Here is a 23,908-nt window from a genome sequence, read left to right as displayed (position 1 = left end):
GTCGCCTCCTCAGATCGGCGGTCGGGCCTGGCCGCGCATGGCGTCCCAGACCCGCGACGGCGTCAGCGGCATGTCGGCGTGCCGGACACCGAACGGCTTGAGGGCGTCCACGACCGCGTTGACGATCGCCGGTGGCGAGCCGACGGTGGCCGACTCCCCCACGCCCTTGGCGCCGATCGGGTGGTGCGGCGACGGGGTGACCGTGTAGCCGGTCTCCCAGTCGGGCACCTCCAGCGCCGTCGGGATGAGGTAGTCCATCATGGACGCGCCGAGGCAGTTGCCGTCCTCGTCGAAGGCGATCATCTCCATCAGCGCCATGCCGACCCCGTCGGTCAGGCCGCCGTGCACCTGCCCCTCGATGATCATCGGGTTGATCCGGGTGCCGCAGTCGTCGACCGCGATGAACCGGCGCACCGTCACCTGGGCCGTGCCCGGGTCGATGTCCACCACGCAGATGTACGCCCCGTGCGGGTAGGTCAGGTTCGACGGGTTGTAGCAGATCTGCGCCTCCAGTCCGCCCTCGATCCCGTCGGGCAGGTCACCGGCGCCGTGCGCGCGCATGGCGATGTCCTGGATCGTGACGGACTTGCCCGGGTCGCCCTTGACGTGGAAGGCGCCCTTCTCCCAGTCGAGGTCGGCGACGGACACCTCCAGCATCGCCGAAGCGATGATCTTGGCCTTGTCCCGGACCTTGCGGGCGACCAGTGCGGCGGCGGCCCCGGACACCGGGGTCGAGCGGCTGCCGTACGTGCCGAGGCCGAACGGCGTGTTGTCGGTGTCGCCGTGCACCACGTCGATGTCGTCCGGCGGGATGCCGATCTCCTCGGCGATGATCTGCGCGAACGTGGTCTCGTGGCCCTGGCCCTGGGACTGCACGCTGAGCCGGACCACCGCCTTGCCGGTCGGGTGCACGCGCAGCTCGCAGCCGTCGGCCATGCCCAGCCCGAGGATGTCCATGTTCTTGCGGGGACCGGCGCCGACCGCCTCGGTGAAGAACGCGATGCCGATGCCCATCAGCTCGCCCCGGGCACGCTTCTCCTCCTGCTCACGGCGCAGCTCGGCGTAGCCGGCCATCTCCATGGCCAGCCGCATGGTCGGCTCGTAGTCGCCGGAGTCGTAGACCCAGCCGGTCTTCGTCGTGTACGGGAACTGCTCGGGCTGGATGAAGTTCTTCAGCCGCAGCTCGGCCGGGTCCATGCCCAACTCGTCGGCGAGGCAGTCGACGATCCGCTCGACCAGGTAGACGGCCTCGGTGATCCGGAACGAGCAGGCGTACGCGACACCGCCGGGCGCCTTGTTGGTGAAGGCCGCCGTCATCTTGCAGTAGGCGGCCTCGATGTCGTAGCTGCCGGTGAAGACGCCGAAGAACCCGGCCGGGTACTTGACCGGCGCGGCGGTGCCGTTGAAGGCGCCGTGGTCGGCCAGCACGTTGGTGCGGATGGCCAGGATCCTGCCGTCCCGGGTCGCCGCGATCTCGCCGCGCATGATGTAGTCACGGGCGAAACCGGTGCTGATCAGGTTCTCCGAGCGGTCCTCCATCCACTTCACCGGCTTGCCGGTGACGATCGAGGCGACGATGGCGCAGACGTACCCGGGGTAGATCGGCACCTTGTTGCCGAACCCGCCGCCGATGTCCGGCGCGATCACCTGGATCTTGTGCTCGGGCAGACCGGCCACGATGGCGTACAGGGTGCGGTGTGCGTGCGGCGCCTGGGTGGTGGACCAGAGGCGCAGCTTGCCCTCGATCGGGTCGAAGTCGGCGAGCGCGCCGCAGGTCTCCATCGGCGCCGGGTGCACCCGGGGGTAGACGATGTCCTCGCTGACCACCACGTCGGCGCGGGCGAACGCGGCCTCGGTGGCCGCCTCGTCGCCGGTCTCCCAGTCGAAGCAGTGGTTGTCCGTCTTGCCCTCGAGGTCGTCGCGGATCACCGGGGCGTCCGGCTCCAGCGCGCGGCGCACGTCGACGACCGGGTCGAGGATGTCGTACTCGACGTCGATCAGTTCCAGCGCGTCGCGGGCGGCGTACCGATCCTCGGCGACCACGAAGGCCACCTCCTGGCCCTGGAAGCGCACCTTGTCGGTGGCGAGCACCGCCTGCACGTCGTTGGAGAGCGTCGGCATCCAGGCCAGGTTCTGCTCGGCCAGCATCGCCCCGGTCACCACCGCCTTGACCCCGGGCGACGCCTCGGCGGCGCTGGTGTCGATGGAGACGATCCGGGCGTGCGCCACCGGCGAGCGCAGGATGGCCAGGTGCAGCATGCCGGGCAGTTGCACGTCGTCGACGTAGCGGCCCCGGCCCCGGACGAAGCGCGGGTCCTCCTTGCGCAGCATCCGGCCGTACCCGACCGGCTTCTGGTCGTTGTCGTGGAACGTCTCCACGGGCTCGTGCACGGTCGTCATGCGGGGCTCCCGGCAGGCTGGCCGGCGTCGGAGATCTCACCGGCGGCGGGTGATTCGGTGGTCTCGGCGACCTGGGCCGCGGCGGCCTGCTCGTGCACGGCGGCCCAGCGCACGGACCGGACGATGGTGGCGTACCCGGTGCAGCGGCAGATCTGGCCCGAGATCGCCTCGCGGATCTCCGACTCGCTCGGGTCGGGGTTGCGGTTGAGCAGCGCCCGCGCGGTCATCATCATGCCCGGCGTACAGAAACCGCACTGGAGGCCGTGGCACTGCATGAAGCCCTGCTGCACCGGGTCCAGCTCGGCGCCCTTCGCCAGCCCCTCGACGGTACGCACCTCGTGGCCGCCGGCCATCGCGGCGAGCACCGTGCACGACTTCACCGGCTCGCCGTCGAGCCAGACCACGCAGGTGCCGCAGTTGCTGGTGTCGCAGCCCCAGTGCGTGCCGGTCAGCCCCAGCACGTCCCGCAGGAAGTGCACGAGCAGCAGCCGACCCTCGATCTCCCGGGTGACCTCGACGCCGTTGACGGTCATGGTGACCTGCATGCTCAGCTCCTCGCCCGCTCGGCGGCCCGGCGCAGGGCCCGCTTGGTCAGCTCGGCGGCCAGATGCCGCTTGTAGTCGACACTGCCACGTTGGTCGGTGACCGGCTCGCACTGGCTCGCCGCGATCTCGCCGGCCCGCGCGAACACGCTCTCGGTGGGCTCCTGCCCGCGCAGCGCGGCGGAGACCTCCGGGATGCCGGTGGTGTTCGGGCCGACCGCGGCCAGCCCCACCCGGGCGTCGGCGATGACGCCGCCGTCCAGCCAGATCGCCGCGCCGGCCGAGACCACGGCCCAGTCGCCGGCCCGACGCTCGACCTTCTCGTACGCGCTGCCGCCGCCGGGGCGTACCGGCAGCCGGACCTCGATCAGCATCTCGGCCTCGCCGACCGCCGTCTCGTACGGTCCGACGTGGAACTCCTCCATCGACACGATCCGCTCGACGCCGCCGGGTCCCCGGATCACGCAGCTCGCGTCCAGCGTGGTGCAGACCGCCGACAGGTCCTCCGACGGGTCCGCCTGGCAGAGCGAGCCGCCCAGGGTGCCCCGGTTGCGCACGATCGGGTCGGCGATCACCCGCTCCGCGTCGGCGAAGATCGGGAACGCGGCGGCCAGCTCGGTGGACTCCAGCAGCTCGCGGTGCCGGGTGAGAGCGCCGATGCGCAACTCGTGGCGGCCGGGCCGGATGTAACCGAGTTCCGGGTGCAGATCGTTGATGTCGATCAGATAGTCGAAATTGGCCAGGCGCAGCTTCATCATCGGCAGCAGACTGTGCCCACCGGCGATCAGCCGAGCCGTTCCGCCCAGCCGTTCCAACAAACCTATTGCCTGGTCCACACTGGTGGCGCGCTCGTACTCGAACGGTGCCGGAACCTGCATGATGTCGCTCCTCCACGGTCCCGCCAGAATCTGGTCGGGGCCGTTTACAAAGTCAACGTCGACCTAAGCAATTGCTTAGGTCGGGTTGACGACGGCACCGGCGGCCACGGATGGTGCAGCCATGCGGGACATCGCGGACGGACTGACGCACTGGCGTACGGTCGGCGTCGCGTTCGCCGTGGCCACCGTCGTGCGTACCTGGCGCTCGGCGCCCCGGCAGCCCGGCGCCACCATGGCGGTCAACGCCGACGGCGAGGTGCTGGGCAGCGTCTCCGGCGGCTGTGTCGAGGGCGCGGTCTTCGAGTTGTGCCGGGAGGCCATCGAGACCGGCAAGGCGCGGACCGAGATCTACGGCGTCAGCGACGACGACGCCTTCGGGGTGGGTCTGACCTGCGGCGGCACCGTCGAGATCCTGGTACAGCCGCAGGCGGCGCTGACCGAGACCGACGCGGTCCTGGCGGCGATCACCGCCGGTCGGCCGGTGGCCACCGCGTCGACCGGGGACGCCCAGCTCGTCGTCTGGCCCGACCGGGTGGCCGGCAGCCTCGGCGATCCCGACCTGGACCGCGCGGTGGCGCAGCAGGCCGCCGGGATGCTGGCCCAGGGCAGCACCGGCACCGTCCACCTCGGTACGCACGGCGAGCAGCGCCGCGACGAGGTGTCGGTCTTCGTCCAGTCGTACGTGCCGCCGCCCCGGATGATCGTCTTCGGCGCGATCGACTACGCCGCCGCGGTCGCGCGGATCGGCCGGTTCCTCGGCCACCACGTGACGCTCTGCGACGCCCGTCCGGTGTTCGCCACCCGCAAACGCTTCCCCGACGTGGACGAACTCGTGGTGCGCTGGCCACACGAGTACCTCGCCGAGACCACTGTCGACGAGCGCACCGTGCTCTGCGTGCTGACCCACGACCCGAAGTTCGACGTCCCGCTGCTCCAGGTCGCCCTGCGCACACCCGCGCGCTACATCGGCGCGATGGGCAGCCGCCGTACCCACGACGACCGGATGCGCCGACTGCGCGAGGCGGGCGTGGACGAGGAGACCCTGGCCCGGCTCCGCTCGCCGATCGGACTCGACCTCGGTGCGCGTACCCCGGAGGAGACGGCGGTGGCCATCGCCGCCGAGATCATCGCCGAGTCCTGGGGCGGCTCGGGTCGTCCGTTGACCGCGCTGGACAGCCCGATCCACCGCGACTGAACCGCGCCGGTACCGCTCAGACGGTGACGACCACCTTGGCGCGGGCGTGCTCGCCCTCCAGATAACGCATCGCCTCGGGCACCTCGGCGAGCGGATAGGTGCGGTCCACGACCGGGGCGACCAGACCGGCCTCGACGAGGTCGCGCAGCCCGGCCAGCAGCTCACGGCTCTGCGGCGTCGTGAGCAGCACCATCCGTTCACCGACGACACGGGCCGCCACCTGTGCCCGGACGAGCAGCGCCATCGGCCCGACCAGGGCGGGCCGGCCCCGGAAGGTCCCACCGCCGGAGAGCACCAGCGTGCCTCCGGGGACCACGGCGCGTCGCAGGTCGGCCAGCGAGCGGTTACCGACCAGGTCGAGCAGGACGTCGTAGCGGCGATCCCCGTGGGCGAAGTCGTGGGTGGTGTAGTCGACGACGTGGTCCGCGCCGAGCGACCGGACCAGGTCGACGTTGCGGGTCCGGCACACCGCCGTCACGGTGGCCCCGAGCGCCTTGCCGATCTGGACGGCGAACGTCCCCACTCCGCCGGAGGCGCCGTTGACCAGCAGGTGCTGCCCGTCGCGCAGCCGCCCCACGTCACGTACGCCGAGCAGGGCGGTGTTGCCGGCCAGCGGCAGCGCGGCGGCCTCCGCGAAGCTGAGCGCGGCCGGTTTCGACTCGACCTGCGCGGCGGACACGCACAGGTACTCGGCGAACGCGCCGTGCAGGTCGCCGGTGTCGCCGTACACCTCGTCGCCGGGGCGGAACCGGACGACGTCAGCGCCGACCGCCTCGACGGTGCCCGCGAAGTCGGTGCCCCGAATGATCCGTCGGGGCCCGCGCAGCCCCATCATCTGCGGCGCGGCCAGCCGAGCCAGGTAGGGGTCGCCGCGCAGGACGTGCCAGTCCCGCGCGTTGAGCGAGGCCGCGTGCACCCGCACCAGCAGTTGGTCGGCGGCCGGGACCGGCCGGTCGACCTCCTGGAGCCGCAGCACGTCGGGTGAGCCGTATCGGTGCGCAACGATCGCCTTCATGACGCCATGGTGGCGTTCACGGCGGGGGCGACTCATCGGCACGTGGGCCGCGACCGCACCGGTCCCCGGCAGGAGGCGGCCCGACCGAAAGTACGACCCGGCCGCGACACGGGTGGCACGACGCCCGCTCCCGCTCAGCGCGGCAGGCCCCGCCACGGCGTGACCGGACCGCTGGGGCGGTCGCCCCGCAGGGTGATCCGGTGCACCACCCGGCGCGCGTCGCCGTAGTCGCGGTTGGCGTAGTGGGCGGTGCTGCGGTTGTCCCACATCGCCACGTCGCCGGTCCGCCAGCGGTGCCGCACCAGGTGCTCGGGCTTGGTGAGGTGGGCGTAGAGCAGATCCAGGATCGCGCGGCTCTCGGCCTCGGAGACGCCGACGACGTGCGAGGTGAAGCCCGGGTTGACGAAGATGCCCCGGCGGCCGGTCTCCGGGTGCACCCGCACCACCGGGTGCTCCACCGGATCGAGCCGGGTGACCACCTCGCCGTCCCAGACGCTGCCCCGACCGCCGCGCCGCTGGGCGAGGTAGTAGCCGAACTCGCGGTTGCCGTCGTGCACCGCGACCAACCCGTCCACCAGCCGCCGCACCGGCTCGGCGAGGGAGTCGTACGCGAGCTGACTGTCCGCCCAGGTCGTGTCACCCCCGGTCGGTGGAAGGGTGACCGCGCGCAGGATCGATCCCAGGGGCGGACGGGCGACGAACGTGACGTCGGTGTGCCAGACGTCGGCGAAGCCGTTGTCGGCGCTGTCCAGCGCGTAGACCTCCGGGTGCGCCTCGTCCACCCCGCCGACCACCGGGTGCGAGGCGGTCAGGTCCCCGAGTCGGCGACCGAGGCGTACCTGTCCGTCGTCGTCGAGGTGCTGGTCGGCGAAGAACAGCACCTTGCGATCCACCAGAGCCGCGCGTACCGCGGCGAGTTCGGCGTCGGTGGCCCGGTCGAGGTCCAGCCCGCGTACCTCCGCGCCGAAGTGCGGTCCGAGCGGGTCCAGAGCCAGGTCGACGAGGGTGTCGGTCATCGTGGTGTCCCTTCGGTTCGGACGGCGGCGGTACGGACGGCGTGGCCGATCGTGGCGCGCAGGGCGGCGTACTCCGGTGAGCCGCGCAGCTCGTCCGGCTCGACACCGGTACGCGGCAGGTCGACGTCCAGGTCGAGTGCGACGCGTCCCGGGCGGCTGGTCAGGACGACCACCCGGCTGCCGAGGAACACCGCCTCGTCCACGCTGTGGGTGACGAACACGCAGGTGCGGCCGGTGTCGGCGCTGACCGTCCGCAGGTCCTCCTGAAGCCGTTCGCGGGTCAACGCGTCGAGGGCCGCGAAGGGTTCGTCGAGCAGCAACAGGGGGTTCTCCACGGCCAGCGCCCGGGCGATGGCGACCCGCTGCTGCTGCCCTCCGGAGAGTTGCCAGGTGCGCCGGTGCGCCACGTTCGGCAGCCCGACCCGGTCCAGCAGCTCGGGCACCCGGCGGGTCCGCTCGGCGCGCGGCACGCCGGCGTACCGCAGCCCGAGACCGACGTTGCCACCGACCGTCCGCCAGGGCAGCAGCCGGGGCTGCTGGAACACCAGACCGGCGTTGCGGCCGGGCACCGGCGTCACGCCCGCCGCGGTGACCGTGCCGCTGGTCGGGCGCTCGAATCCGGCGATCAGCCGCAACAACGTGCTCTTGCCACATCCGGAGGCGCCGACGAGGACCAGGAAGCTGCCCGGCGGAACCCGGAGGTCCACCGGGCCCAGTGCGGTCACCGCGTCGGGGCCGGTGCCGTAGACGTGGGTGACGTCGCGGATCTCGACCGCGTCGTCAGGGCTGGAGGACACCCGGCAGTCCCCTGGTGTAGATCGCCTCGGCGAAGACCGACCGGTCCGGCACCGCGTCGATCTTGTGCTGCGCCTTGAGGAACACGGCGGCGGCGTACAGGTTGTCGGCGAGCCCGCCGACCTTCTCCGGCGTACCGAGCCACTCCGGGCCGGACAGCTCCGCCGGCTTGAGGAACACGCCCTGGCTCAACTGGTGCCGGGCGTCCTCGGCGCTGAGGTTCAGTTCCGCCCCGACGGCGGTGGCGGCGGCGGCCGGGTCGGTCGCGATCAGGTCCAGTGCCTGTGCCTGCACCCTGCGCCAGGCGTCCACCGCGTCGGGGTGGGCCTCGGCGAACGCGGTGGAGACCACGCCGAGGTCCAGCGTCGGCTTGCCCGCGGTGGCCAGTTCCCGGCTGGTGACCAGGACCTGTCCGGTCTTCTTGAGTTCGTCCAGCGACGGCAGCCAGGTGTACGCGGCGTCGAGGTCGCCACGGGTCCAGGCGGCCTGGATGTCCTGCGGCTCCAGGTCGACGAGGGTCACCTCGGACTCCCGCACACCGGCCCGGTCGAGCGCGGCGAGCAGACTGTAGTGCGCGGTCGACGCGAACGGGGTGCCGATCTTCTTGCCACGCAGGTCGGTGACGGCGGCGACGCCGCTCCCGTTGCGCGCCACCAGTGCCTCGTTGTCGCCCGCCACGTCGAGGACGAAGGCGACCTTGTACGGCAGGTTCAGCGGTGCGGAGAGTCCCCGGGCGACCGGGGACGAGCCGATCGCGGCGATGTCCACGCTGCCGGCGGCGAACGCGGTGTTGATGCTCGCTCCGGAGTCGAACTTGGTCCAGGTGATGTCGTAGTCCGGCAGCGCCTTCTCCAGCAGCCCCTGGTTCTTCACCACCAGGTCACCGCTCGGGAACGCCTGGTAGGCGAGCCGGATGGTCCTGTCCTGCGGGTCGCCACCGCCGCTGGCGGCGCCGTCGCCGCAGGCCGCGAGCCCGACGGTGGAGAGCAGCAGCAGGCTCGCGGTGACGGCACGGGTGAAACGTCGGTCCACGGATTGTCCATTCTCGAATCGGGACGGCACGGTCAGCCTCGACCGCGCCAGGGGACGAGCCGGTCCTCGGCGGCGCGCAGCAGCGCGTCGATGAGCAGGCCGGAGAGGCCGATGGCGAACAGGCCGAGCACCACCACGTCGGTCTGCGAGTACCGCTGCGCGTCGCGGACCATGCCGCCGATGCCCGGTACGCCGTTGATGGTCTCGGCGGCGACCACCGACGAGTACGCGATGCCGACGGCGAGCCGGATTCCGGTGAAGATCTCCGGGAGCGCGTGTGGCAGCACCACGTCCCGGGTGACCGCCCAACGTCCACCGCCCAGCGCGCGGGCGGCTTCCACCAGGGGGGCCGGGGCGGCGGTGACGGCCGAGGCGGTGGCGACGGCCACCGGAGGCAGCGCGGCGATCGACAGCAGCCACAGCTTCGGCGTCTCGTCGATGCCGAACCAGATGATGAGCAGACTGAAGTAGGCCAGTGGGGGGAGCGCGCGGACGAACGTGACCACCGGCTCGGCCGCCACGCGTACCCAGGGGACGGTGCCCATGACCAGACCGAGCACCAGCCCGGCGCCGACGCCCACCAGGGAGCCGACGAGGATGCGGCGCAGGCTCACGCCGAGGTGCTCGATCAGCAGGTGTCCGCTGTAGCCCCGGACCCCGTCGTGGGTGCTGGAGGTCTGCACCAGACGGTCCCATACCGCGCCCGGGGACGGGATGAACGTGGGGTTGTCGGTGAGCACCGCGAGCGCCTGCCAGAGTCCGAGCAGGACGAGGAGCGCGACGGCGCGCAGGGCGATCCGGCGCGTCCGGCCCGCACGCCACGAGGGACGGGGTGACCGTGTCGGTGGCGGAGCACCGGCATCGGCACCCGCGGTCGGCACGGCGACGACGGTGCTCACGCGTTCTCTCCCCTCGACGACCACATAGCCTGCTTTTCCTACAGCTTTAGTAGGGCATTAGGCAAGACCTCGCCCACGGCGTGGAACGATCGCCACCGATACCCGCGGCGACGACCGCGCGCCACTCAGTCCGGCAGGTCGGCGATACGGGTGGAGAGGTCGCGGAGCAGCGCCAGCTCGTCGGGGTCGAGGTGGTCGAGCAAGCGGGCGCGCACCGACGCCACGTGCTGCGGCGCGGCGCGTTCCAGCACGCCGAAGCCCTCGTCGGTCAGGCGCAGCAGGCACCCTCGGGCGTCCTGCGGGTCGGGTTCCCGGGTGACGAGCCTCCGGGCCTGCATCCGGGTGGTGTGGTGGGAGAGCCGACTGCGGGACCACTCCATCTTGGCGGCGAGGTCCTTGAGCGCCCAGCGACGGTCCGGCTTCTCCGACAGCGTGCTGAGCACCTCGTAGTCCGCCGGAGAGAGCCCCGAGTCGCGGGCCAGGTCCCGGTCCAGGCGGGCGGGCAGCGCGACGAGCAGACGCCGGAACGCCCGCCAGGCCCGCTCCTCGTCAGCACTGAGCCACGGTGTCGCCATACCACCACCGTACCCGTCGTTGACATGTCATCGAAACGACGGGTACGTTCGTTGACATGTCATCGACTGTTCCGTCCGCACCCCTGCGCGTCCTCGTCATCGTCGCGAGCACCCGGCCCGGCCGACTCGGTCCGGCCGTCGGCGACTGGTTCGTCGCCGCCGTCGCGCCCGACGCCACCCGGCACGGGACCCGGGTGGAGGTCGCGGACCTGGCCGACGTCGGGCTGCCGATGTTCGACGAGCCCGAGCACCCCTCGCGCGGCGAGTACGCCCACGAGCACACCCGCGAGTGGAGTCGCCGGGTCGCCGCCGCCGACGCGTTCGTGGTGGTCACCCCGGAGTACAACTTCGGCATGCCGGCGGTGCTGAAGAACGCCCTCGACTTCCTCTACCAGGAGTGGGCGTGGAAGCCGGTGGCGTTCGTCAGCTACGGCAACACCTCGGCGGGCACCCGCGCGGTGCAGATGGCCAAGCAGGTCGTCACCACGCTGCGGATGGTGCCGATCGGGGCCACCGTCGCGCTGCGCCTCGCCGAGCACACCCGCGACGGACAGGTGGTCGACTCCCCCACGCTGACCGACGGCGCGCGCGCCGTGCTGCGCGAACTCGACCGGGTCGCCCGCTCCCTGCGCCCACTGCGGGCACCCACGCCCCCGACGCTCACCGCCGGGCCGGTCGACGGGCTGACCCTGGCCGAGGTCCGCGACGAGGACCTGGCCGAGTTGTTCGTGCTCCAGCGCTGCTGCTGGGTGCAGGAGGCGATCGTCAACGACACCCTCGACCTGCCGCCGTTGCAGGAGTCGTTCGCGGACCTGGGTGCCTCCACGTCGACCTGGCGGATCTGGTGCCTGCGCCGTGACGGCCGCCTGATCGGGTCGGTGCGGGCCCGCGCCGACGGGGAAGCCTGGCTGGTCGGCCGTCTGATGGTCGCCCCCGACCAGGCCGGTCGGGGGATCGGTTCCTGGCTGCTCGCCCACGCCGAGTCGCAGGCCCCGGAGACCACCACGCACCACGCGCTGTACACCGGTCACCGCAGCACCCGCAACATCGGGGTGTACGAACGGGCCGGCTACACGGTGACCGAGGTCGACGCCGCACAGGGCGTCGTCCACCTGGTCAAGCCCCGCCGCCCGGTCGCCGCACCGGTCTAGCCGACGGTGGGTGCCGCCGTCCGGGCCCGCAGCCGGCGCAGCATCCGGGCGTCGGCGAAACCGACCGCCCGGGCGGCGGCCTCCACCGTGACGCCGTGCCCGATGAGGTGTTCGGCGCGCTCGACCCGCAGCAACTGCTGGTACCGCAGCGGGGTGAGCCCGGTCGAGGCACCGAACAGGCGGGTCAGTGTCCGTTCGCTCACCCCCGCCGCCAGCGCCAGCTCGCCCAGCGGCAGCGGCTCGGTGAACCGTTCGTCGAGTAGGTCCTGGGCCCGGTGCACCACGTCGCTGAGGTGGGCGCGGTGCCGCAGCATGACGCTGTCCTGCCGTTCGTGTCCGTTGCGCCGCGCGTACACCACCATCTCGCGGGCGACGCGCGCGGCCGTGGCGGGCCCGTGCCGCGTCGCCACCAGGTGCAGCGCCAGGTCGATACCGCTGGCGATACCGGCGGAGGTGGCCACCCGCTCGTCGACCACGTAGAGCCGGTCCCGCAGCACGGTGGCCCCCGGATACCGGCGGGCCAGTTCGTCCTGCACCCCGTGGTGGGTGGTGCACCGCCGCCCGTCCAGCAGGCCCGCGCGGCCGAGGGCGTCGGCGCCCGCGCAGACGCTCACCACGGTCCCTCCGGCCGCGTGATGCGCGGTAAGCCGGTCCAGGGTCGCCGCATCCAGCCGCCCGGTGCCGGGCGAGATCGGTGACCGCCAGCCGGGGACGACGACCAGGTCGGCCGGGCCCAGTGCGGGCCAGTCGACGCTGGCGCGCACCGGCAGCCCCTGTGCGGTCACCACCTCGTCCTGCTCGGCGACGTACCGCAGGTCGTACGGGTGCCCCTGAGCCCTCGCAGTGGAGAAGACCTGGGCCGGACCGGCGAGGTCGAGCAGGTGCACCTGCGGCACGAGCAGGAAGACCACCGTGGCCATCGACGACCTCAGCCCGTGGCGAGGGCCACCGCCGCGCCGGTCACCTCGTCGACGGTACGGATGGTGGCGAACCGTCCGGCCAGCGCGTACTCGGTGCGGGCGACGATCTCGTCGGTGCCGAGCGTGCGCGGGTCAGCGAGGATCTCGGTGAGCGGTCGGTCGGCCGGGGCCTCCCGGTGCGCGATCGGGGTGGTGGCGGTCGCGTCGACCACGAACGTGACCGCGTAGCCGAGATCCGCCGCGACCCGGGCGGTGGTCTCGCAGCACTGCTCGGTCCGGATCCCGCAGATCACCAGCTCGCGTATCCCGGCGGCGGTGAGCAGGTAGTGCAGGCGGGTGGTGGTGAAGGCGTTGTGCACGTACTTGGTCAGGACCGGCTCGTCCGCGGCGGGCCGCAGCCCGTCCATCAGCCGGACGAAGCCCCGGTCCGGGTCGAACAGGTTACCGGTACCCGGCTCGGCGTGCAGCGCCCAGAAGACCGGGTCGCCCGCGCTGCGTGCCGCGTCGACCAGGCGGTTCACCTGGCCGACGATGCCCGGATTGGAGGTGGCCGCCCAGATCTCCTGTCGGCGGAAGGACTCCTGTACGTCAATGACGAGAAGTGCGCTGCTCATGACGACCATGGTGGCCCGCCGAATCCGGCCATGACCAGCCACGATCGGGCTCGGCTGCGGAACGATCCGGTCATCCCCGCAAGCCGTGGGCGGCGGTCCGGCATCCGGCCTCCGCCCGCACCTCGGCGGAGTTGCTGGTCACCGGTTGATACGGTCGCCCGCGACGACGATGATCACGTGGCCGACAGGGAGGTACGGGATGGGACTCATGGACCGGCTCCGGGGCGAGTTCGTCGACATCGTGGAGTGGCTGGACGACAGCCGGGACACGATCGTCTGGCGCTTCCCCCGACACCAGAACGAGATCAAGATGGGCGCCAAGCTGATCGTGCGCGAGTCGCAGACGGCGGTGTTCGTCAACGAGGGGCAGATCGCCGACGCCTTCCCGCCCGGCACCTACACCCTGGAAACCCGCAACCTGCCCATCCTGTCCACCCTCAAGGGCTGGAAGTACGGCTTCAACTCGCCGTTCAAGGCCGAGGTGTACTTCGTCAACACCCGGCAGTTCACCGAGATGAAGTGGGGCACCCAGAACCCGGTGATCCTGCGCGACGCCGAGTTCGGCGTGGTCCGGCTGCGCGCGTTCGGCGCGTACGCGGCCCGGGTGGTGGACGCGCAGCGTCTGCTGCGGGAGCTGGTCGGCACCGATCCGCAGTTCCGCACCGAGGAGGTGCAGGAGTACCTGCGGCAGCTCATCGTGGGACGGCTCGGCGGCGCGCTGGCCACGGCCGGCGTACCGCTGCTGGACCTGGCCGCCCACCAGGACGCCATCGGCCGGCGGCTGGCCGGGGTGCTGACGGCGGAACTGGCCGACGTCGGCATCGCGATCCCGACCTTCGTCATCGAGAACATCTCCGTGCCGCCGGAGGTGGAGCGGGCGCTGGACAAGCGCACCAGCATGGGCGCGGTCGGTGACCTGAACCGGTTCACGCAGTTCCAGGCCGCGACCGCGTTGGAGGAGGCGGCGCGCAACCCGGGCGGCGAGGCGGGGGCCGGCGTCGGCCTGGGCATGGGCATGGCGATGGGGCAGCAGATGGCCCGCACGATGGCCGGCGAGACCGCGCCCGCGCAACCCGCACCGGCGGCGCACGCCCCGACACCGCCGAGCGCGGAGCCGCCGCCGCTGCCCACCCAGACCCAGTGGTTCATCGGCGTGGACGGGCAGCGGCAGGGCCCGTTCGACCTCGGTGGGCTGGCCGCCCAGGTGGCCGCCGGCGCGCTGGGCCCGGACACCCTGGCCTGGCGGTCCGGCATGGCACAGTGGCAGCCCGCCGGGCAGCTTCCCGAGCTCGCCTCGGTGCTGGCCAGCGTCCCGCCGCCGCTGCCGCCGCGATGAGCGGCGCGACCGTGCCGCCGACGTTCGGATGCGGCGGCTGTGGCGCCCGGGTCGAGTACGCGCCGGGCGCGGCGGTGCTGCGCTGCCCGTACTGCGGCAGCCAGCAGGAGATCGCCGGGGCCGGTCGGGGGGTCCGCGAGCACGCGTACGCCCAGTTGGCGACACTGGCGCGCAAGCCGGTGGCGCAGGTCGGCGCGTACACCTTCGTCTGTCCGGGTTGTGGCGCCCGGACCGAGAGCGACGCGTTGGCGAAGCGCTGCCAGTTCTGCGCCGCGCCGCTGGTGGCCGACCAGGCGACGGGCAGCCTGATCGCCCCGGAGGGGGTACTGCCGTTCGTGGTGGACCGCTCCGGCGTACGGACGGCACTGGGCACCTGGTGCCGGAGCCGCTGGTTCGCCCCGAACAGCCTCAAGAAGGTCAGCGAGGCGGAGACGCTCAAGGGCACCTACCTGCCGCACTGGACCTTCGACGCGCGGACCGTGTCGCAGTACCGGGGGCAGCGCGGCCAGCACTACTGGGTCACCGAGAACTACACGGTGATCGTCGACGGCAAGACAGAGGTGCGGACCCGGCAGGTACGCCGCACCCGGTGGTATCCGGCCGGTGGCACCGTGCGGCGGGACTTCGACGACGTGCTGGTCCCGGCCACCCGGTATCTGCCGGAGCAGCAACTGGACCGGTTGGCCCCGTGGCCGCTGACCGAGGCGGTCGCGTACCACGGGGACTACCTGGCCGGCTATCACGCGCTGCGCTACGACACCGAGCCGGAGGCGGGGCTGGCCACGGCGAAGACCCGGATGGCGCCGGTCATCACCGCCGACTGCCGCCGCGACATCGGTGGCGACGAACAGCGCGTCGACTCCGTCGACACCAGCTACTCGGACGTGACGTACAAGCTGATGCTGTTGCCGGTCTGGATCGCCGCCTACCTGCACGCCGGGCGGTCGTACCAGATCCTGGTCAACGCCCGCACCGGCGAGGTGATCGGCGAACGTCCGTACAGCAAGGCGAAGATCGCTGCCGCGGTGCTGGCCGCGGTGGCGCTGGTCGCCGCGATCGTGCTGGCGTTCGTGCTGAGTCGCTAGGCCCGGCTCGGATCGGGGACGCTGCCGCGCACCTCATGCGGCGGCGATCTGGATCTTGCGACCGACACCGGCCCGGAACTGCGCCATCGCGTCGGCGTACTTCTCCAGCGGGTACCGGTGGCTGATGAAGACGGCCGGGTCCAGGACCCCGACGGCGAAGAGTTCGGCGGCGCGTTCGAAGCTGTGCAGCACCGCCATCGACCCGGTGACGGTGATCTCCTTGTTGTAGATGCGGTAGGGCTCGACCGGCACCCGGGTGGCGTACTCGGAGACGCCGAACTGGAGGAACGTGCCGGCCGGGGCGACCCGACCGAGGCCGTCTTCGATGGCCGCCTGCACGCCGGTGCAGTCGATCACCACGTCCCAGCCGCGCGCCCGGTCCAGCTCGTCCGCACCCGCCGCGCTCGCCGAACAGCCCAGCGCGACGGCGGTGGCGAGGCGGTCCCGGTTCGGGTCGACCACGCTGACCGTGGCCGCGCCGCACCGTTTGGCGAGTTCGAGCATCATCAGGCCCATCGTGCCCGCGCCGTAGATCAGGTAGTGGTCGGCGAGCCGCCGGGGCAGCACGTCGAAGCCGCGTACCGCGCAGGACAGCGGCTCGATCAGGGCCGCGTCGGCCGGTGCGACGCCCTCGGGCAGCACCACGCAGTTGCGGACCGGGGCGAGGGCGTAGTCGGCCGCGCCCCCGGCGACGGTCACGCCGATGGCGTTCCACCGTTCGCACAGGTTGCCCCGGGCACGCCGGCACTGGTAGCACTCGCCGCAGTGCAGCGACGGGTCCACCGCGACCGGGTCGCCGACCCGGACCTCGGTGACGTCGCCGCCGACCGCGACCACCGTGCCGGCGAACTCGTGGCCCGGCACGATCGGGTACGCGGGCGCGAACTCGCCGTCCATGATGTGCAGGTCGGTGCCGCAGATCCCGCTGCCGGCCACCTCGACGACCACGTCCCGGGGGCCGGGCGTGGGGTCCGGTACGGACTCGACGCTGATCTGACCCGGCGTGACGATGACTGCTGCCTTCACTTGACCGCCCCCATGGAGAGTCCTCGGACGAGTTGTTTCTGGGCGATCCAGCCGGCCAGCACGACCGGCAACGACACGATCGTCGCGGCCGCACAGAGCCGGGCCAGGAACAGCCCTTCGGAGGTGACGAAGCCGACCAGGAAGATCGGCGAGGTGCCGGCCCTGGTGGCGGTGAGGTTGACCGCGAGGAAGAACTCGTTCCAGCTAAAGATGAAGCAGATCAGCGCGGTGGCGGCCAGGCCGGGCGCGACGATCGGCAACAGGATCCGCCGGATGGTGACCGGCAGGCTGGCGCCGTCCATCGCCGCCGCCTCGATCAGGGCGGTCGGCACCTCCAGCATGAACGAGCGCATCATCCAGACCGCCAGCGGCAGGTTCATCGCCGTGTAGAGCACGACCAGGGTCCAGACGTTGTCCAGCATGCCGAGGTTCTGCACCAGCAGGTAGATCGGCAGCAGCGCGGCGACCACCGGCAGCATCTTGGTGCTGATGAAGAAGAACAGCACGTCACGCCACTTGGCGACCGGCCGGATGGACAGCGCGTACGCGGCCGGGGTGGCCAGCAGCAGCACCAGCAGCGTGGACATCACGCTGGCCATCAGCGAGTTGAGCAGGTACGGCATGAGGTCGCGGTCGAAGACCTGCCGGTAGCCGTCGAGCACCGGGGTGAAGAACCAGGCCGGCGGGTTGCTGGCGGCGTCCACCTCGCGTTTGAAGCCGGTGAGCACCATCCAGGCCACCGGCAGGAAGAACAACAGCCCGGCGAGCCAGGCCAGCACGGTCCAGACCGCGCCGGTGAAGCCCGCGCCGCGCCGGACCGGGGCAGCGGTACGCGTCATCGCGCGTCCTCCATCCGGAACAGGCTGGAGAGCAACCGCAGCGCGAAGGTGGCGACGACGATCGTGCCGATCACCACCACCACACCGGCTGCGGCGGCCTCGCCGTACTCGAACTTGCGGAAGGTGGTCAGGTAGATCTCGTACGGCAGGTTGGTGGTGGCCCGCCCGGGACCACCCTGGGTGATCGTGAAGACCGCGTCGAACGTCTGCACCAGGTAGATCGCGCCGAGCAGGGCACCGAGTTCCAGGTAGGGCCGCAGGTAGGGCAGCGTGATCCGGGTGAAGGTCTGCCAGGGTCCGGCACCGTCGACCCGGGCGGCCTCCAACGTCTCCAGGGACTGGCCCTGCAACCCGGCCAGGATGATCAGCATCATGAACGGGGTCCACTGCCAGACCAGCGAGGCGACCACGGCCACCATCGGGTACTGCGACACCCAGTCGGTGCTGCCGCCGAAGATGCCGTTGATCAGGCCGTACGACGGGTTGTAGATGGCGTGTTTCCAGAGCAGCGCCGCCGCCATCGGCATCACCAGGAACGGGGTGATGAGCAGCGTCCGCACGATGCCCCGGCCGGGGAACCTCCGGTCCAGCAGGATCGCCAGGCCGAGGCCGAGCAGCACCGAGACGATCACCGACGAGGCGGTGAGCACCACGGTGTTGACCAGGGCGGCCCGCAGCCGGGCGTCGCTGAGCACGGTCGCGTAGTTGGCCAGCCCGATGAACTCCTGGCTGCCCGGGCGCAACGCGTTCCAGCTCTGGGTGGACAGGTAGAGGGTGAACAGGAACGGGAGCTGGGTCACCACGATGGCGAAGACCAGTGCGGGCAGCAGCGGGGCGCGGCGGGCCCAGCGCTGTTTACGGTCCGGCCGGGTGGGACGGACGGCGGGACGCGCGCTCGCGTCCGGGTCGGTGGTGGTGGTCGTGGTCATCGATCCGCCTCACAGGGCAGGGTCGGGGCCGGCCGGTCGACCGGCCCCGACGCGCGGCTACCGGTGTTTGCTGGCGGCTTCCTCGGCCAACCGCTGGCCGTCGGCGAGCGCCCGTTCGACGGTGCTCTGGCCGGCGATCGCCGCCGACACCTCCTGGGAGACCTTGGTGCCGAGGTCGGCGAACTCGGGGATGCCGACGAACTGCACCCCGAGCGCGGGCCGGGGCTGCACGCCCGGGTCGACCGGGTCGGCCTCCTGGATGGACTTGAGCGTGATGTCGGCGAAGGCGCCGGCCGATTCGCGGTACTCGGCGATCTCGTAGGTGGACTGCCGCTTGCCGGCCGGCACCCGGGACCAGCCGAGCGAGCCGCCGATCAGCCGCTCGTACTCCTTGCCGGTGGCCCAGGAGATGAACTTCCAGGCGGCGTCGGCGTTCTTGGTGGTCTTCGGCATCGCCAACGCCCACGCCCACAACCAGCCGGACGAGTCGGTCTTCTCCACCGGCGCGTACACGTAGCCGACCTTGCCGGCGACGGTGCTGGAGTTCGGGTCCTCCAGGGTGCCGGCGGCGGAGGTGGCGTCGTACCACATGGCCGCCTTGCCCTGGCCGAACGTGTTCAGGCACTCGGTGAACCCAGACTGCGGTGCGCCCGGCTGCCCGTGCGCGCGGAGCAGGTCGACGTAGAACTTGGTGGCCTCGGTGAACTCCGGCGCGTTGACCTTCGGCGTCCAGTCCTTCTCGAACCAGGTGCCGCCGAACGTGTTCACCACGGTGGTCAGCGGCGCGAACAGCTCGCCCCAGCCGGGCAGCCCGCGCAGGCAGATGCCGGAGATCCCCTTGTCCTTGTCGTCGAGTTGGGCGGCGAACCCGGCGACCTGCTGCCAAGTCGGGCGCTCCGGCATGGTGATGTTCTTGGCCGCGAAGAGTTCCTTGTTGTACATCAGGAACGACGACTCGCCGTAGAACGGTGCGGCGTAGAGCTTGCCGTCCTGGCCGGAGAGCGAGGCGACCATCGGTTCGAGCAGGTCGCCCTTGTCGTAGCCGGTGTCCCCGTCGGCGTACGAGCTGAGTTCGTGCAGCCAGTCGTTCTGCGCCCAGATGGGCGCCTCGTACGCGCCGATGGTGGCCACGTCGTACTGGCCGCCCTGGGTGGCGACGTCCTGGGTGACCCGGTCGCGCAGCTCGTTCTCGGGCAGGATGGTGAACCGGACGGTGATCCCGGTGTCCTTGGTGAAGTTCTCGGCGGTGACCTTGGCCAGGTCCTCCATCTGCGGGTTGCCGACCATCAGCACCGTGATGGCCGTGCCGTCGCCGGACGACCCACCGCCGGCTCCGGAGCAGGCGGTCGAGACCAGCGCGACGGCGAGACCGACGGCGAGCGTGCCGCGCCATCGGCGAGGAGATCGTGTTCTGGGCACAGCGAACCTCCGTGCGTGGTGGTGAGGTGAGGGTGAGGGGACGTCTCGGCCGGGGCGCTCAGACGCGCAGCACCACCGGGCCGAGCAGTGAGTAGCGGTGCGCCTCGGAGGCCGGCAGCGCGGTGTCCGTGACGACGGTGTCGAGGTCCGCCACGTCGGCGAACCGGCAGAAGCTGTGCCCGCCGAACTTGGTGTGCACCCCGGCGAACACCACTCGCCGGGCCACCGACATCACCTGGGCCTTGACCGCGGCCACGGCCGGGTCGGGTGTGGTCAGCCCGTGCTTGCGGGAGATGCCGTTGGCCCCGACGTAGGCCAGGTCGATGACGAAGCCGGCGAGCATCCGGGTGGCCCAGTGGTCGACGGTGGCCAGCGTGCGTCCGCGCACCCGGCCGCCGAGCAACAGCACCGTGACCGACGGGTACGCGGCCAGCGTCGCCGCGGTGTGCAGCGAGGCGGTGACCACGGTCAGTTGCCGGTGGGTGGGCAGCGCCTCGGCGATGAGCTGCGGGGTGTAGCCCTCGTCGATGAAGATCGACTCGGCGTCGCCGAGGTGTTCCACGGCTGCGGTGGCGATCCGCCGCTTCTCCACGACCATCCGGGTGGCCCGGGTCTCCAGGGTCGTCTCGAAGCGGGCGGTCTCCATCGGGTAGGCCCCGCCGTGCGTCCGGCGGACCAGGCCCTGCTGCGCCAGCAGGCTCAGGTCGCGACGGATGGTCTCCGGCGCGACGCTCAGCTCGACGGCGAGGTCACGGACGTCGACGTCACCCTGCCGGCGTGCCACGGCGAGGATGTGGTGGCGGCGCTGGTTCGCGTCCACTGTGCACCTCCCGTCGGCGTGTGTGTCTTTTTGTACCACCGTGGACCGTGAGGTGACTCCGGTCACATGCGGGTGATTCTGGTGGGTTTGTTGCCCGCTAGCCAGCCCGAACGGGCAACACATAACGGGCATGGAATCTTTACCACGCATAACGACCGCCCGTTTGGTGCCCCCGGTTGCCCGATAAGTACCCGCTGCGCCCGGTCGGGCGTCGCCTCGTCAGTTCGGCGCAGGCCCGTTGTCGACCAGCCGGAAGTGGGTGCCCAGCGACGCGTCCCCCAGTTCCTCCAGGATCAGCCCCCGGGTCGGCGAGTGCTGGAGGTACGCGGACAGGTTGCTGATCGCGTACGCGGGCGCGCCACCGCGCTGCCCGTCCCGCACGATCGAGAACCGCTGCCTCGGCGCGTCCGGGTCACAGGCGGCGCCCACCACCCGCAGCGCCGCACTGCCCGAGGAGCGCGACTCCCAGCAGGTGTCACCCGCCCCGGCGACCCGGACCAGATAGGTGTCGCCGCCCTGCGGCACGAAGACGAACAGTTGGTCGCCCTCGTCCCCGTCGACCTCGCCGAGACCGCCCTCGGCGCGCAGCGACACCCCGCCGATCCCGTCGACCCGGACGACGGTGGCCCGCCGCTGCCCGGACAGCACCCCTCCGCCGCCCGCCGACGGGGAACCGGAGGCGCCCGAGACGGGACGGGACGGGTCCGTCCCGGACGGCCGGGTGCCGTTCGGCGCGGGGCGCGACGACACGGTGGAGGGACTCGACGAGCCAGTGGAGGGATCGACCACGTCGGGACCCGGCGTGACCTCGGGAGGCGCGGTGGCCGGCACCGGGGTCGGTCCGGCCGGCCCGACCGGGATGGTGTGCGGCGGCCCGGCGAGGCGGATGGCGGCGGTGCCCGCACCGAGCGCGGCGACCAGGAGGACTCCGACCGTGACGGTCGCGACGTGTCGACGGCGACGGCGGAGGTCCCCCCGACGCCGGATCTCGGCGGCGGCGTGGACCCGGCCCCGCCCGCCGTGCCGGGCCAACCCGCGCAGGGCGTCGTCCAGCTCACGGTCAGCGGTCATGTCCCCTCCCTCCGCTGGTCACCTGCTGCTCGTCGTCGCCCAGATGGGCGGCGAGCGCGCGTCGCCCCCGGGCGAGCCGCGTCTTGACGGTGTTCACGTTCGTGCCCGCCTCGGTGGCGATCTCCGCCACGCTGAGGCCCACCAGATGGTGCAGGACCACCACCCGGCGCTGTTCTGCGGGGATGCGGCGCAGCGCGGCCACGATCGCCACGTGGTCGACCGAGCTGCCCTCGACCTGTTCCTCGGCGGCCTGCCGTCGGTGCGCGGTGAGCCGATTGACCGCCTTACGCCAGGCGCTCACCGCCACCCGGTACGCGACGCTGCGCACCCACGCCTCCGGGCTGTCGCACTCGCGGACGGTCGCCCACCGGTCCCAGGCCCGGGCGTACGCCTCCGCCACCGCGTCCTCGGCCTCGGCCCGACGGCCGATCATCGCGTAGAGGTGGCCCAGCACCCGCTGGGCCGACGCGGAGTAGAAGGCGTCGAACTCGTCAGCGTCGCGCATCGATCACAGTCTCCAGCCGATCCGGTCGCTCCTGGTCATGCCGCATCCCCGCCGAACGTCAGCCGTGCCGAGGCGCGGGCCCGGTGTCGTTGAAGCGGAAGCTGTCGAACGGCGACGCGTCGCCCAACTCCTCCAGGATCAGCCCGTTGCGCGCGGTCGTCCGCAGGTAGGCCCAACTGTTGCTGATCACGAACTCGCGCGCGCCGCCGCCCTGTGCCCCGGTGATGACGAACCGCTGGAGCGGGTCACCGGCCCGACAGGTGGCACCCCGCACCACGAGCGGCCGACTGTCGCCCGGGTTGTACGTCTGCCAGCAGAGCGGCTGCCCGGTGCCGCCGCCGTGGTACGACTTGATCAGGAACTCCTGCCCGCCCACCGGGGTCGGCACGAACACCTGCCGCCCCCGGTCGTCGTCCACCTCTGTCAGCCGCCCGCCGTCGAGCAACGACAGCCCGGACTCGAACGCGCCGACCCGGACGATCGTGACCCGACGTGTGCCGGAGAGTACCGGCTCCACGGACGGCGTCGGCGTCGGCTTCGGCGCGACGAACGGCGCCGCCATCGACAACGGCCCGACCGCCGGTGGCGCACTCTCGGACGCCGACGCCACCCCGTACACCCCCACCGCGGCGGCGACCAGCGCCACCAGGCCCGTACCGGCGAGCCACCTACCCGTCACCATCATGGCCTCCCACCTTCCGGTCATCGCCCCGAGCCCGTCCGACCGGTCCGGGTGTCGGTCCGTACAGCCTGATGACGCCTGGGGCACGACGGTGGTTTCACCACGACGCACGATCACTCATCCGCGCCGCCCGAGAGCGGTATGCTCCCCATCACCGTCCACCTTGGAGCCAGCCATGTCATCGACGCGTCGCGTACGGCTGATCAGCCACCTGCTCGCTCTCACTCTCGTCGGCACCGTGTTGTCCGCCGCACCGGCCGCCGCCGCCCCGGCACCGACGTCGTCACCCCCGGGCTGGACGGCCGTGCCCGGAAGCGCCCCGGTGCTGTCCCGGCCGGCGGCCGCCGTCTACGGCGGCGAGGTGCACCTGGTCGCCGAAGGCCCCGACGACAGCGTGGTGCACAACCGGTACTCCCTGCAGACCGAGGCCTGGTCGGGTTGGCAGACCGTGCCGGGTCCGGCCCGGGCGGCCTCCGCCCCGGCGGTCGTCCTCTACGGCGGCGAGCTGCACCTCTTCGTCCGGGGACCGGCGGGCACCATCCGGACCTCCCGGTACTCGCTGACGACCGCGACCTGGTCGGCCTGGTCGCCGGTGCCCGGGTCGGGCGCCGCCACGTCGGAGCCGGCCGTCGCGGTGTACGGCGGTCACCTGCACCTGTTCGTCCGGGCAACGGCGGGTGCCCTGCGCACCACCCGGTACGACCTCTCCACCGGCACCTGGTCGGCCTGGTCGACGCTGGCGGGTCTGCAGGCCGCGACCTCCGCGCCGGCCACCGCGGTCTACGGGGGCTGGCTGTGGGTGTTCGTCCGTGGCCCGGTCGGCAGTCTCCGCACCGTCCGGTACGACCTGTCCACCGGCACCTGGACGAACTGGTCCACGGTGCCCGGCTCGGCGGGCGCTCCGTCCGGCCCGGCCGCCGAGGTGTACGGCGGCGACCTGCGGCTGTACGTCAGCGACGTCGCCGCCGGGACGGTCCGCACCGTCGCGTACACGCTGAACACCTCCGCCTGGTCGCGGTGGTCGACGGCGACCGGCCCGGTCGACCTGGTCTCGGCACCCGGCACCACTGTCTACGGCGGTCACGTTCACCTCTTCGTGCAGGGTGCAGACCAGCAGGTCCACCGGTCGTTGATCGGGTCGTGACGACCCGCGGGCGGGCCGTC

General features: G+C 71.9%; 24 protein-coding genes. 5 read left to right on the top strand and 19 right to left on the bottom strand.

Going from position 1 to position 23,908, the window contains the following annotated elements; genetic code table 11:
* Positions 1 to 9: 9 nt before the first annotated feature.
* The 3 genes from ACQVFL_RS13110 to ACQVFL_RS13100 are packed head-to-tail and all read right to left on the bottom strand — an operon-like array spanning position 10 to position 3,820.
* Entirely contained in the window at positions 10 to 2,400 is a 2,391-nt protein-coding gene (locus ACQVFL_RS13110) for an aerobic carbon-monoxide dehydrogenase large subunit (RefSeq protein ID WP_396693860.1), read from the bottom strand.
* Complete coding sequence (locus tag ACQVFL_RS13105; protein WP_396693862.1) at positions 2,397 to 2,945, bottom strand: (2Fe-2S)-binding protein; 549 nt, start codon at positions 2,943 to 2,945, stop codon at positions 2,397 to 2,399. The genes ACQVFL_RS13110 and ACQVFL_RS13105 overlap by 4 nt, the downstream gene beginning before the upstream one ends.
* Positions 2,946 to 2,947: 2 nt before the next feature.
* Entirely contained in the window at positions 2,948 to 3,820 is an 873-nt protein-coding gene (locus ACQVFL_RS13100; RefSeq protein ID WP_431729470.1) for an FAD binding domain-containing protein, read from the bottom strand.
* Positions 3,821 to 3,941: 121 nt separating this feature from the next.
* On the opposite strand from ACQVFL_RS13100, the gene ACQVFL_RS13095 reads away from it, so the two are divergent.
* Entirely contained in the window at positions 3,942 to 5,015 is a 1,074-nt protein-coding gene (locus ACQVFL_RS13095; RefSeq protein ID WP_396693866.1) for an XdhC family protein, read from the top strand.
* Between the two features lie 16 nt (positions 5,016 to 5,031).
* Here the strand turns inward: ACQVFL_RS13095 and ACQVFL_RS13090 are convergent, their stop codons facing one another.
* From ACQVFL_RS13090 to ACQVFL_RS13065, 6 genes are all read right to left on the bottom strand, one after another.
* Positions 5,032 to 6,030, bottom strand: a complete 999-nt coding sequence (locus ACQVFL_RS13090) for an NAD(P)-dependent alcohol dehydrogenase (RefSeq protein ID WP_431729469.1) — start codon at positions 6,028 to 6,030, stop codon at positions 5,032 to 5,034.
* 134 nt (positions 6,031 to 6,164) lie between these two features.
* Complete coding sequence (locus tag ACQVFL_RS13085; protein ID WP_431729468.1) at positions 6,165 to 7,046, bottom strand: TauD/TfdA dioxygenase family protein; 882 nt, start codon at positions 7,044 to 7,046, stop codon at positions 6,165 to 6,167.
* Positions 7,043 to 7,843, bottom strand: a complete 801-nt coding sequence (locus tag ACQVFL_RS13080) for an ABC transporter ATP-binding protein (RefSeq protein WP_396693872.1) — start codon at positions 7,841 to 7,843, stop codon at positions 7,043 to 7,045. Before ACQVFL_RS13080 ends, ACQVFL_RS13085 begins: the two co-directional genes overlap by 4 nt.
* The gene (locus tag ACQVFL_RS13075; protein WP_396693874.1) at positions 7,827 to 8,873 is read right to left on the bottom strand and encodes a glycine betaine ABC transporter substrate-binding protein; all 1,047 of its coding nucleotides are present in this window, start codon (positions 8,871 to 8,873) and stop codon (positions 7,827 to 7,829) included. Before ACQVFL_RS13075 ends, ACQVFL_RS13080 begins: the two co-directional genes overlap by 17 nt.
* Before the next feature lie 32 nt (positions 8,874 to 8,905).
* Entirely contained in the window at positions 8,906 to 9,772 is an 867-nt protein-coding gene (locus ACQVFL_RS13070) for an ABC transporter permease (protein ID WP_431729467.1), read from the bottom strand.
* Between the two features lie 125 nt (positions 9,773 to 9,897).
* Positions 9,898 to 10,347 (bottom strand): MarR family winged helix-turn-helix transcriptional regulator, encoded by a 450-nt coding sequence (locus ACQVFL_RS13065; protein ID WP_396693878.1) that lies wholly within the window; start codon positions 10,345 to 10,347, stop codon positions 9,898 to 9,900.
* 56 nt (positions 10,348 to 10,403) lie between these two features.
* On the opposite strand from ACQVFL_RS13065, the gene ACQVFL_RS13060 reads away from it, so the two are divergent.
* A complete protein-coding gene (locus ACQVFL_RS13060) occupies positions 10,404 to 11,498 on the top strand; it encodes a GNAT family N-acetyltransferase (RefSeq protein WP_431729466.1) in 1,095 nt (364 codons plus the stop codon).
* Here ACQVFL_RS13060 and ACQVFL_RS13055 read toward each other — a convergent pair.
* Entirely contained in the window at positions 11,495 to 12,418 is a 924-nt protein-coding gene (locus ACQVFL_RS13055) for a GlxA family transcriptional regulator (RefSeq protein WP_431729465.1), read from the bottom strand. The genes ACQVFL_RS13060 and ACQVFL_RS13055 overlap by 4 nt on opposite strands.
* Before the next feature lie 8 nt (positions 12,419 to 12,426).
* Positions 12,427 to 13,032, bottom strand: a complete 606-nt coding sequence (locus ACQVFL_RS13050; protein ID WP_431729464.1) for a cysteine hydrolase family protein — start codon at positions 13,030 to 13,032, stop codon at positions 12,427 to 12,429.
* Positions 13,033 to 13,231: 199 nt separating this feature from the next.
* On the opposite strand from ACQVFL_RS13050, the gene ACQVFL_RS13045 reads away from it, so the two are divergent.
* Positions 13,232 to 14,368, top strand: coding sequence for an SPFH domain-containing protein (locus ACQVFL_RS13045; RefSeq protein ID WP_396693886.1), 1,137 nt, complete (start codon positions 13,232 to 13,234; stop codon positions 14,366 to 14,368).
* Positions 14,365 to 15,453: a hypothetical protein gene (locus ACQVFL_RS13040; protein ID WP_396693888.1), complete on the top strand. Its 1,089-nt coding sequence runs from the start codon at positions 14,365 to 14,367 to the stop codon at positions 15,451 to 15,453. Before ACQVFL_RS13045 ends, ACQVFL_RS13040 begins: the two co-directional genes overlap by 4 nt.
* A gap of 33 nt (positions 15,454 to 15,486) precedes the next feature.
* Here ACQVFL_RS13040 and ACQVFL_RS13035 read toward each other — a convergent pair whose 3' ends face one another.
* The 8 genes from ACQVFL_RS13035 to ACQVFL_RS13000 form a co-directional block, all read right to left on the bottom strand.
* The gene (locus ACQVFL_RS13035) at positions 15,487 to 16,479 is read right to left on the bottom strand and encodes a zinc-dependent alcohol dehydrogenase family protein (RefSeq protein ID WP_396693890.1); all 993 of its coding nucleotides are present in this window, start codon (positions 16,477 to 16,479) and stop codon (positions 15,487 to 15,489) included.
* Positions 16,476 to 17,318 (bottom strand): carbohydrate ABC transporter permease, encoded by an 843-nt coding sequence (locus ACQVFL_RS13030; RefSeq protein WP_396693892.1) that lies wholly within the window; start codon positions 17,316 to 17,318, stop codon positions 16,476 to 16,478. Before ACQVFL_RS13030 ends, ACQVFL_RS13035 begins: the two co-directional genes overlap by 4 nt.
* Positions 17,315 to 18,247 (bottom strand): carbohydrate ABC transporter permease, encoded by a 933-nt coding sequence (locus tag ACQVFL_RS13025; protein WP_396693893.1) that lies wholly within the window; start codon positions 18,245 to 18,247, stop codon positions 17,315 to 17,317. Before ACQVFL_RS13025 ends, ACQVFL_RS13030 begins: the two co-directional genes overlap by 4 nt.
* A gap of 57 nt (positions 18,248 to 18,304) precedes the next feature.
* Complete coding sequence (locus ACQVFL_RS13020) at positions 18,305 to 19,666, bottom strand: ABC transporter substrate-binding protein (protein WP_396693895.1); 1,362 nt, start codon at positions 19,664 to 19,666, stop codon at positions 18,305 to 18,307.
* Positions 19,667 to 19,724: 58 nt separating this feature from the next.
* On the bottom strand, positions 19,725 to 20,486 hold the full coding sequence (locus ACQVFL_RS13015) for a DeoR/GlpR family DNA-binding transcription regulator (protein ID WP_396693897.1): 762 nt from the start codon (positions 20,484 to 20,486) through the stop codon (positions 19,725 to 19,727).
* Between the two features lie 219 nt (positions 20,487 to 20,705).
* Entirely contained in the window at positions 20,706 to 21,557 is an 852-nt protein-coding gene (locus ACQVFL_RS13010; RefSeq protein WP_396693899.1) for a hypothetical protein, read from the bottom strand.
* Positions 21,547 to 22,062: a sigma-70 family RNA polymerase sigma factor gene (locus ACQVFL_RS13005; protein WP_396693901.1), complete on the bottom strand. Its 516-nt coding sequence runs from the start codon at positions 22,060 to 22,062 to the stop codon at positions 21,547 to 21,549. Before ACQVFL_RS13005 ends, ACQVFL_RS13010 begins: the two co-directional genes overlap by 11 nt.
* Positions 22,063 to 22,120: 58 nt before the next feature.
* The gene (locus ACQVFL_RS13000; RefSeq protein ID WP_396693903.1) at positions 22,121 to 22,747 is read right to left on the bottom strand and encodes a hypothetical protein; all 627 of its coding nucleotides are present in this window, start codon (positions 22,745 to 22,747) and stop codon (positions 22,121 to 22,123) included.
* Between the two features lie 172 nt (positions 22,748 to 22,919).
* On the opposite strand from ACQVFL_RS13000, the gene ACQVFL_RS12995 reads away from it, so the two are divergent.
* The gene (locus tag ACQVFL_RS12995; RefSeq protein ID WP_396693905.1) at positions 22,920 to 23,888 is read left to right on the top strand and encodes a hypothetical protein; all 969 of its coding nucleotides are present in this window, start codon (positions 22,920 to 22,922) and stop codon (positions 23,886 to 23,888) included.
* Positions 23,889 to 23,908 lie beyond the last annotated feature (20 nt).

The sequence above is a fragment of the Verrucosispora sp. TAA-831 genome, assembly GCF_050780145.1.
Classification (GTDB): Bacteria; Actinomycetota; Actinomycetes; order Mycobacteriales; family Micromonosporaceae; genus Micromonospora.
The sequence above is the reverse complement of the archived record's forward strand: the minus strand, read 5'-3'. Positions and strand labels throughout refer to the sequence as shown.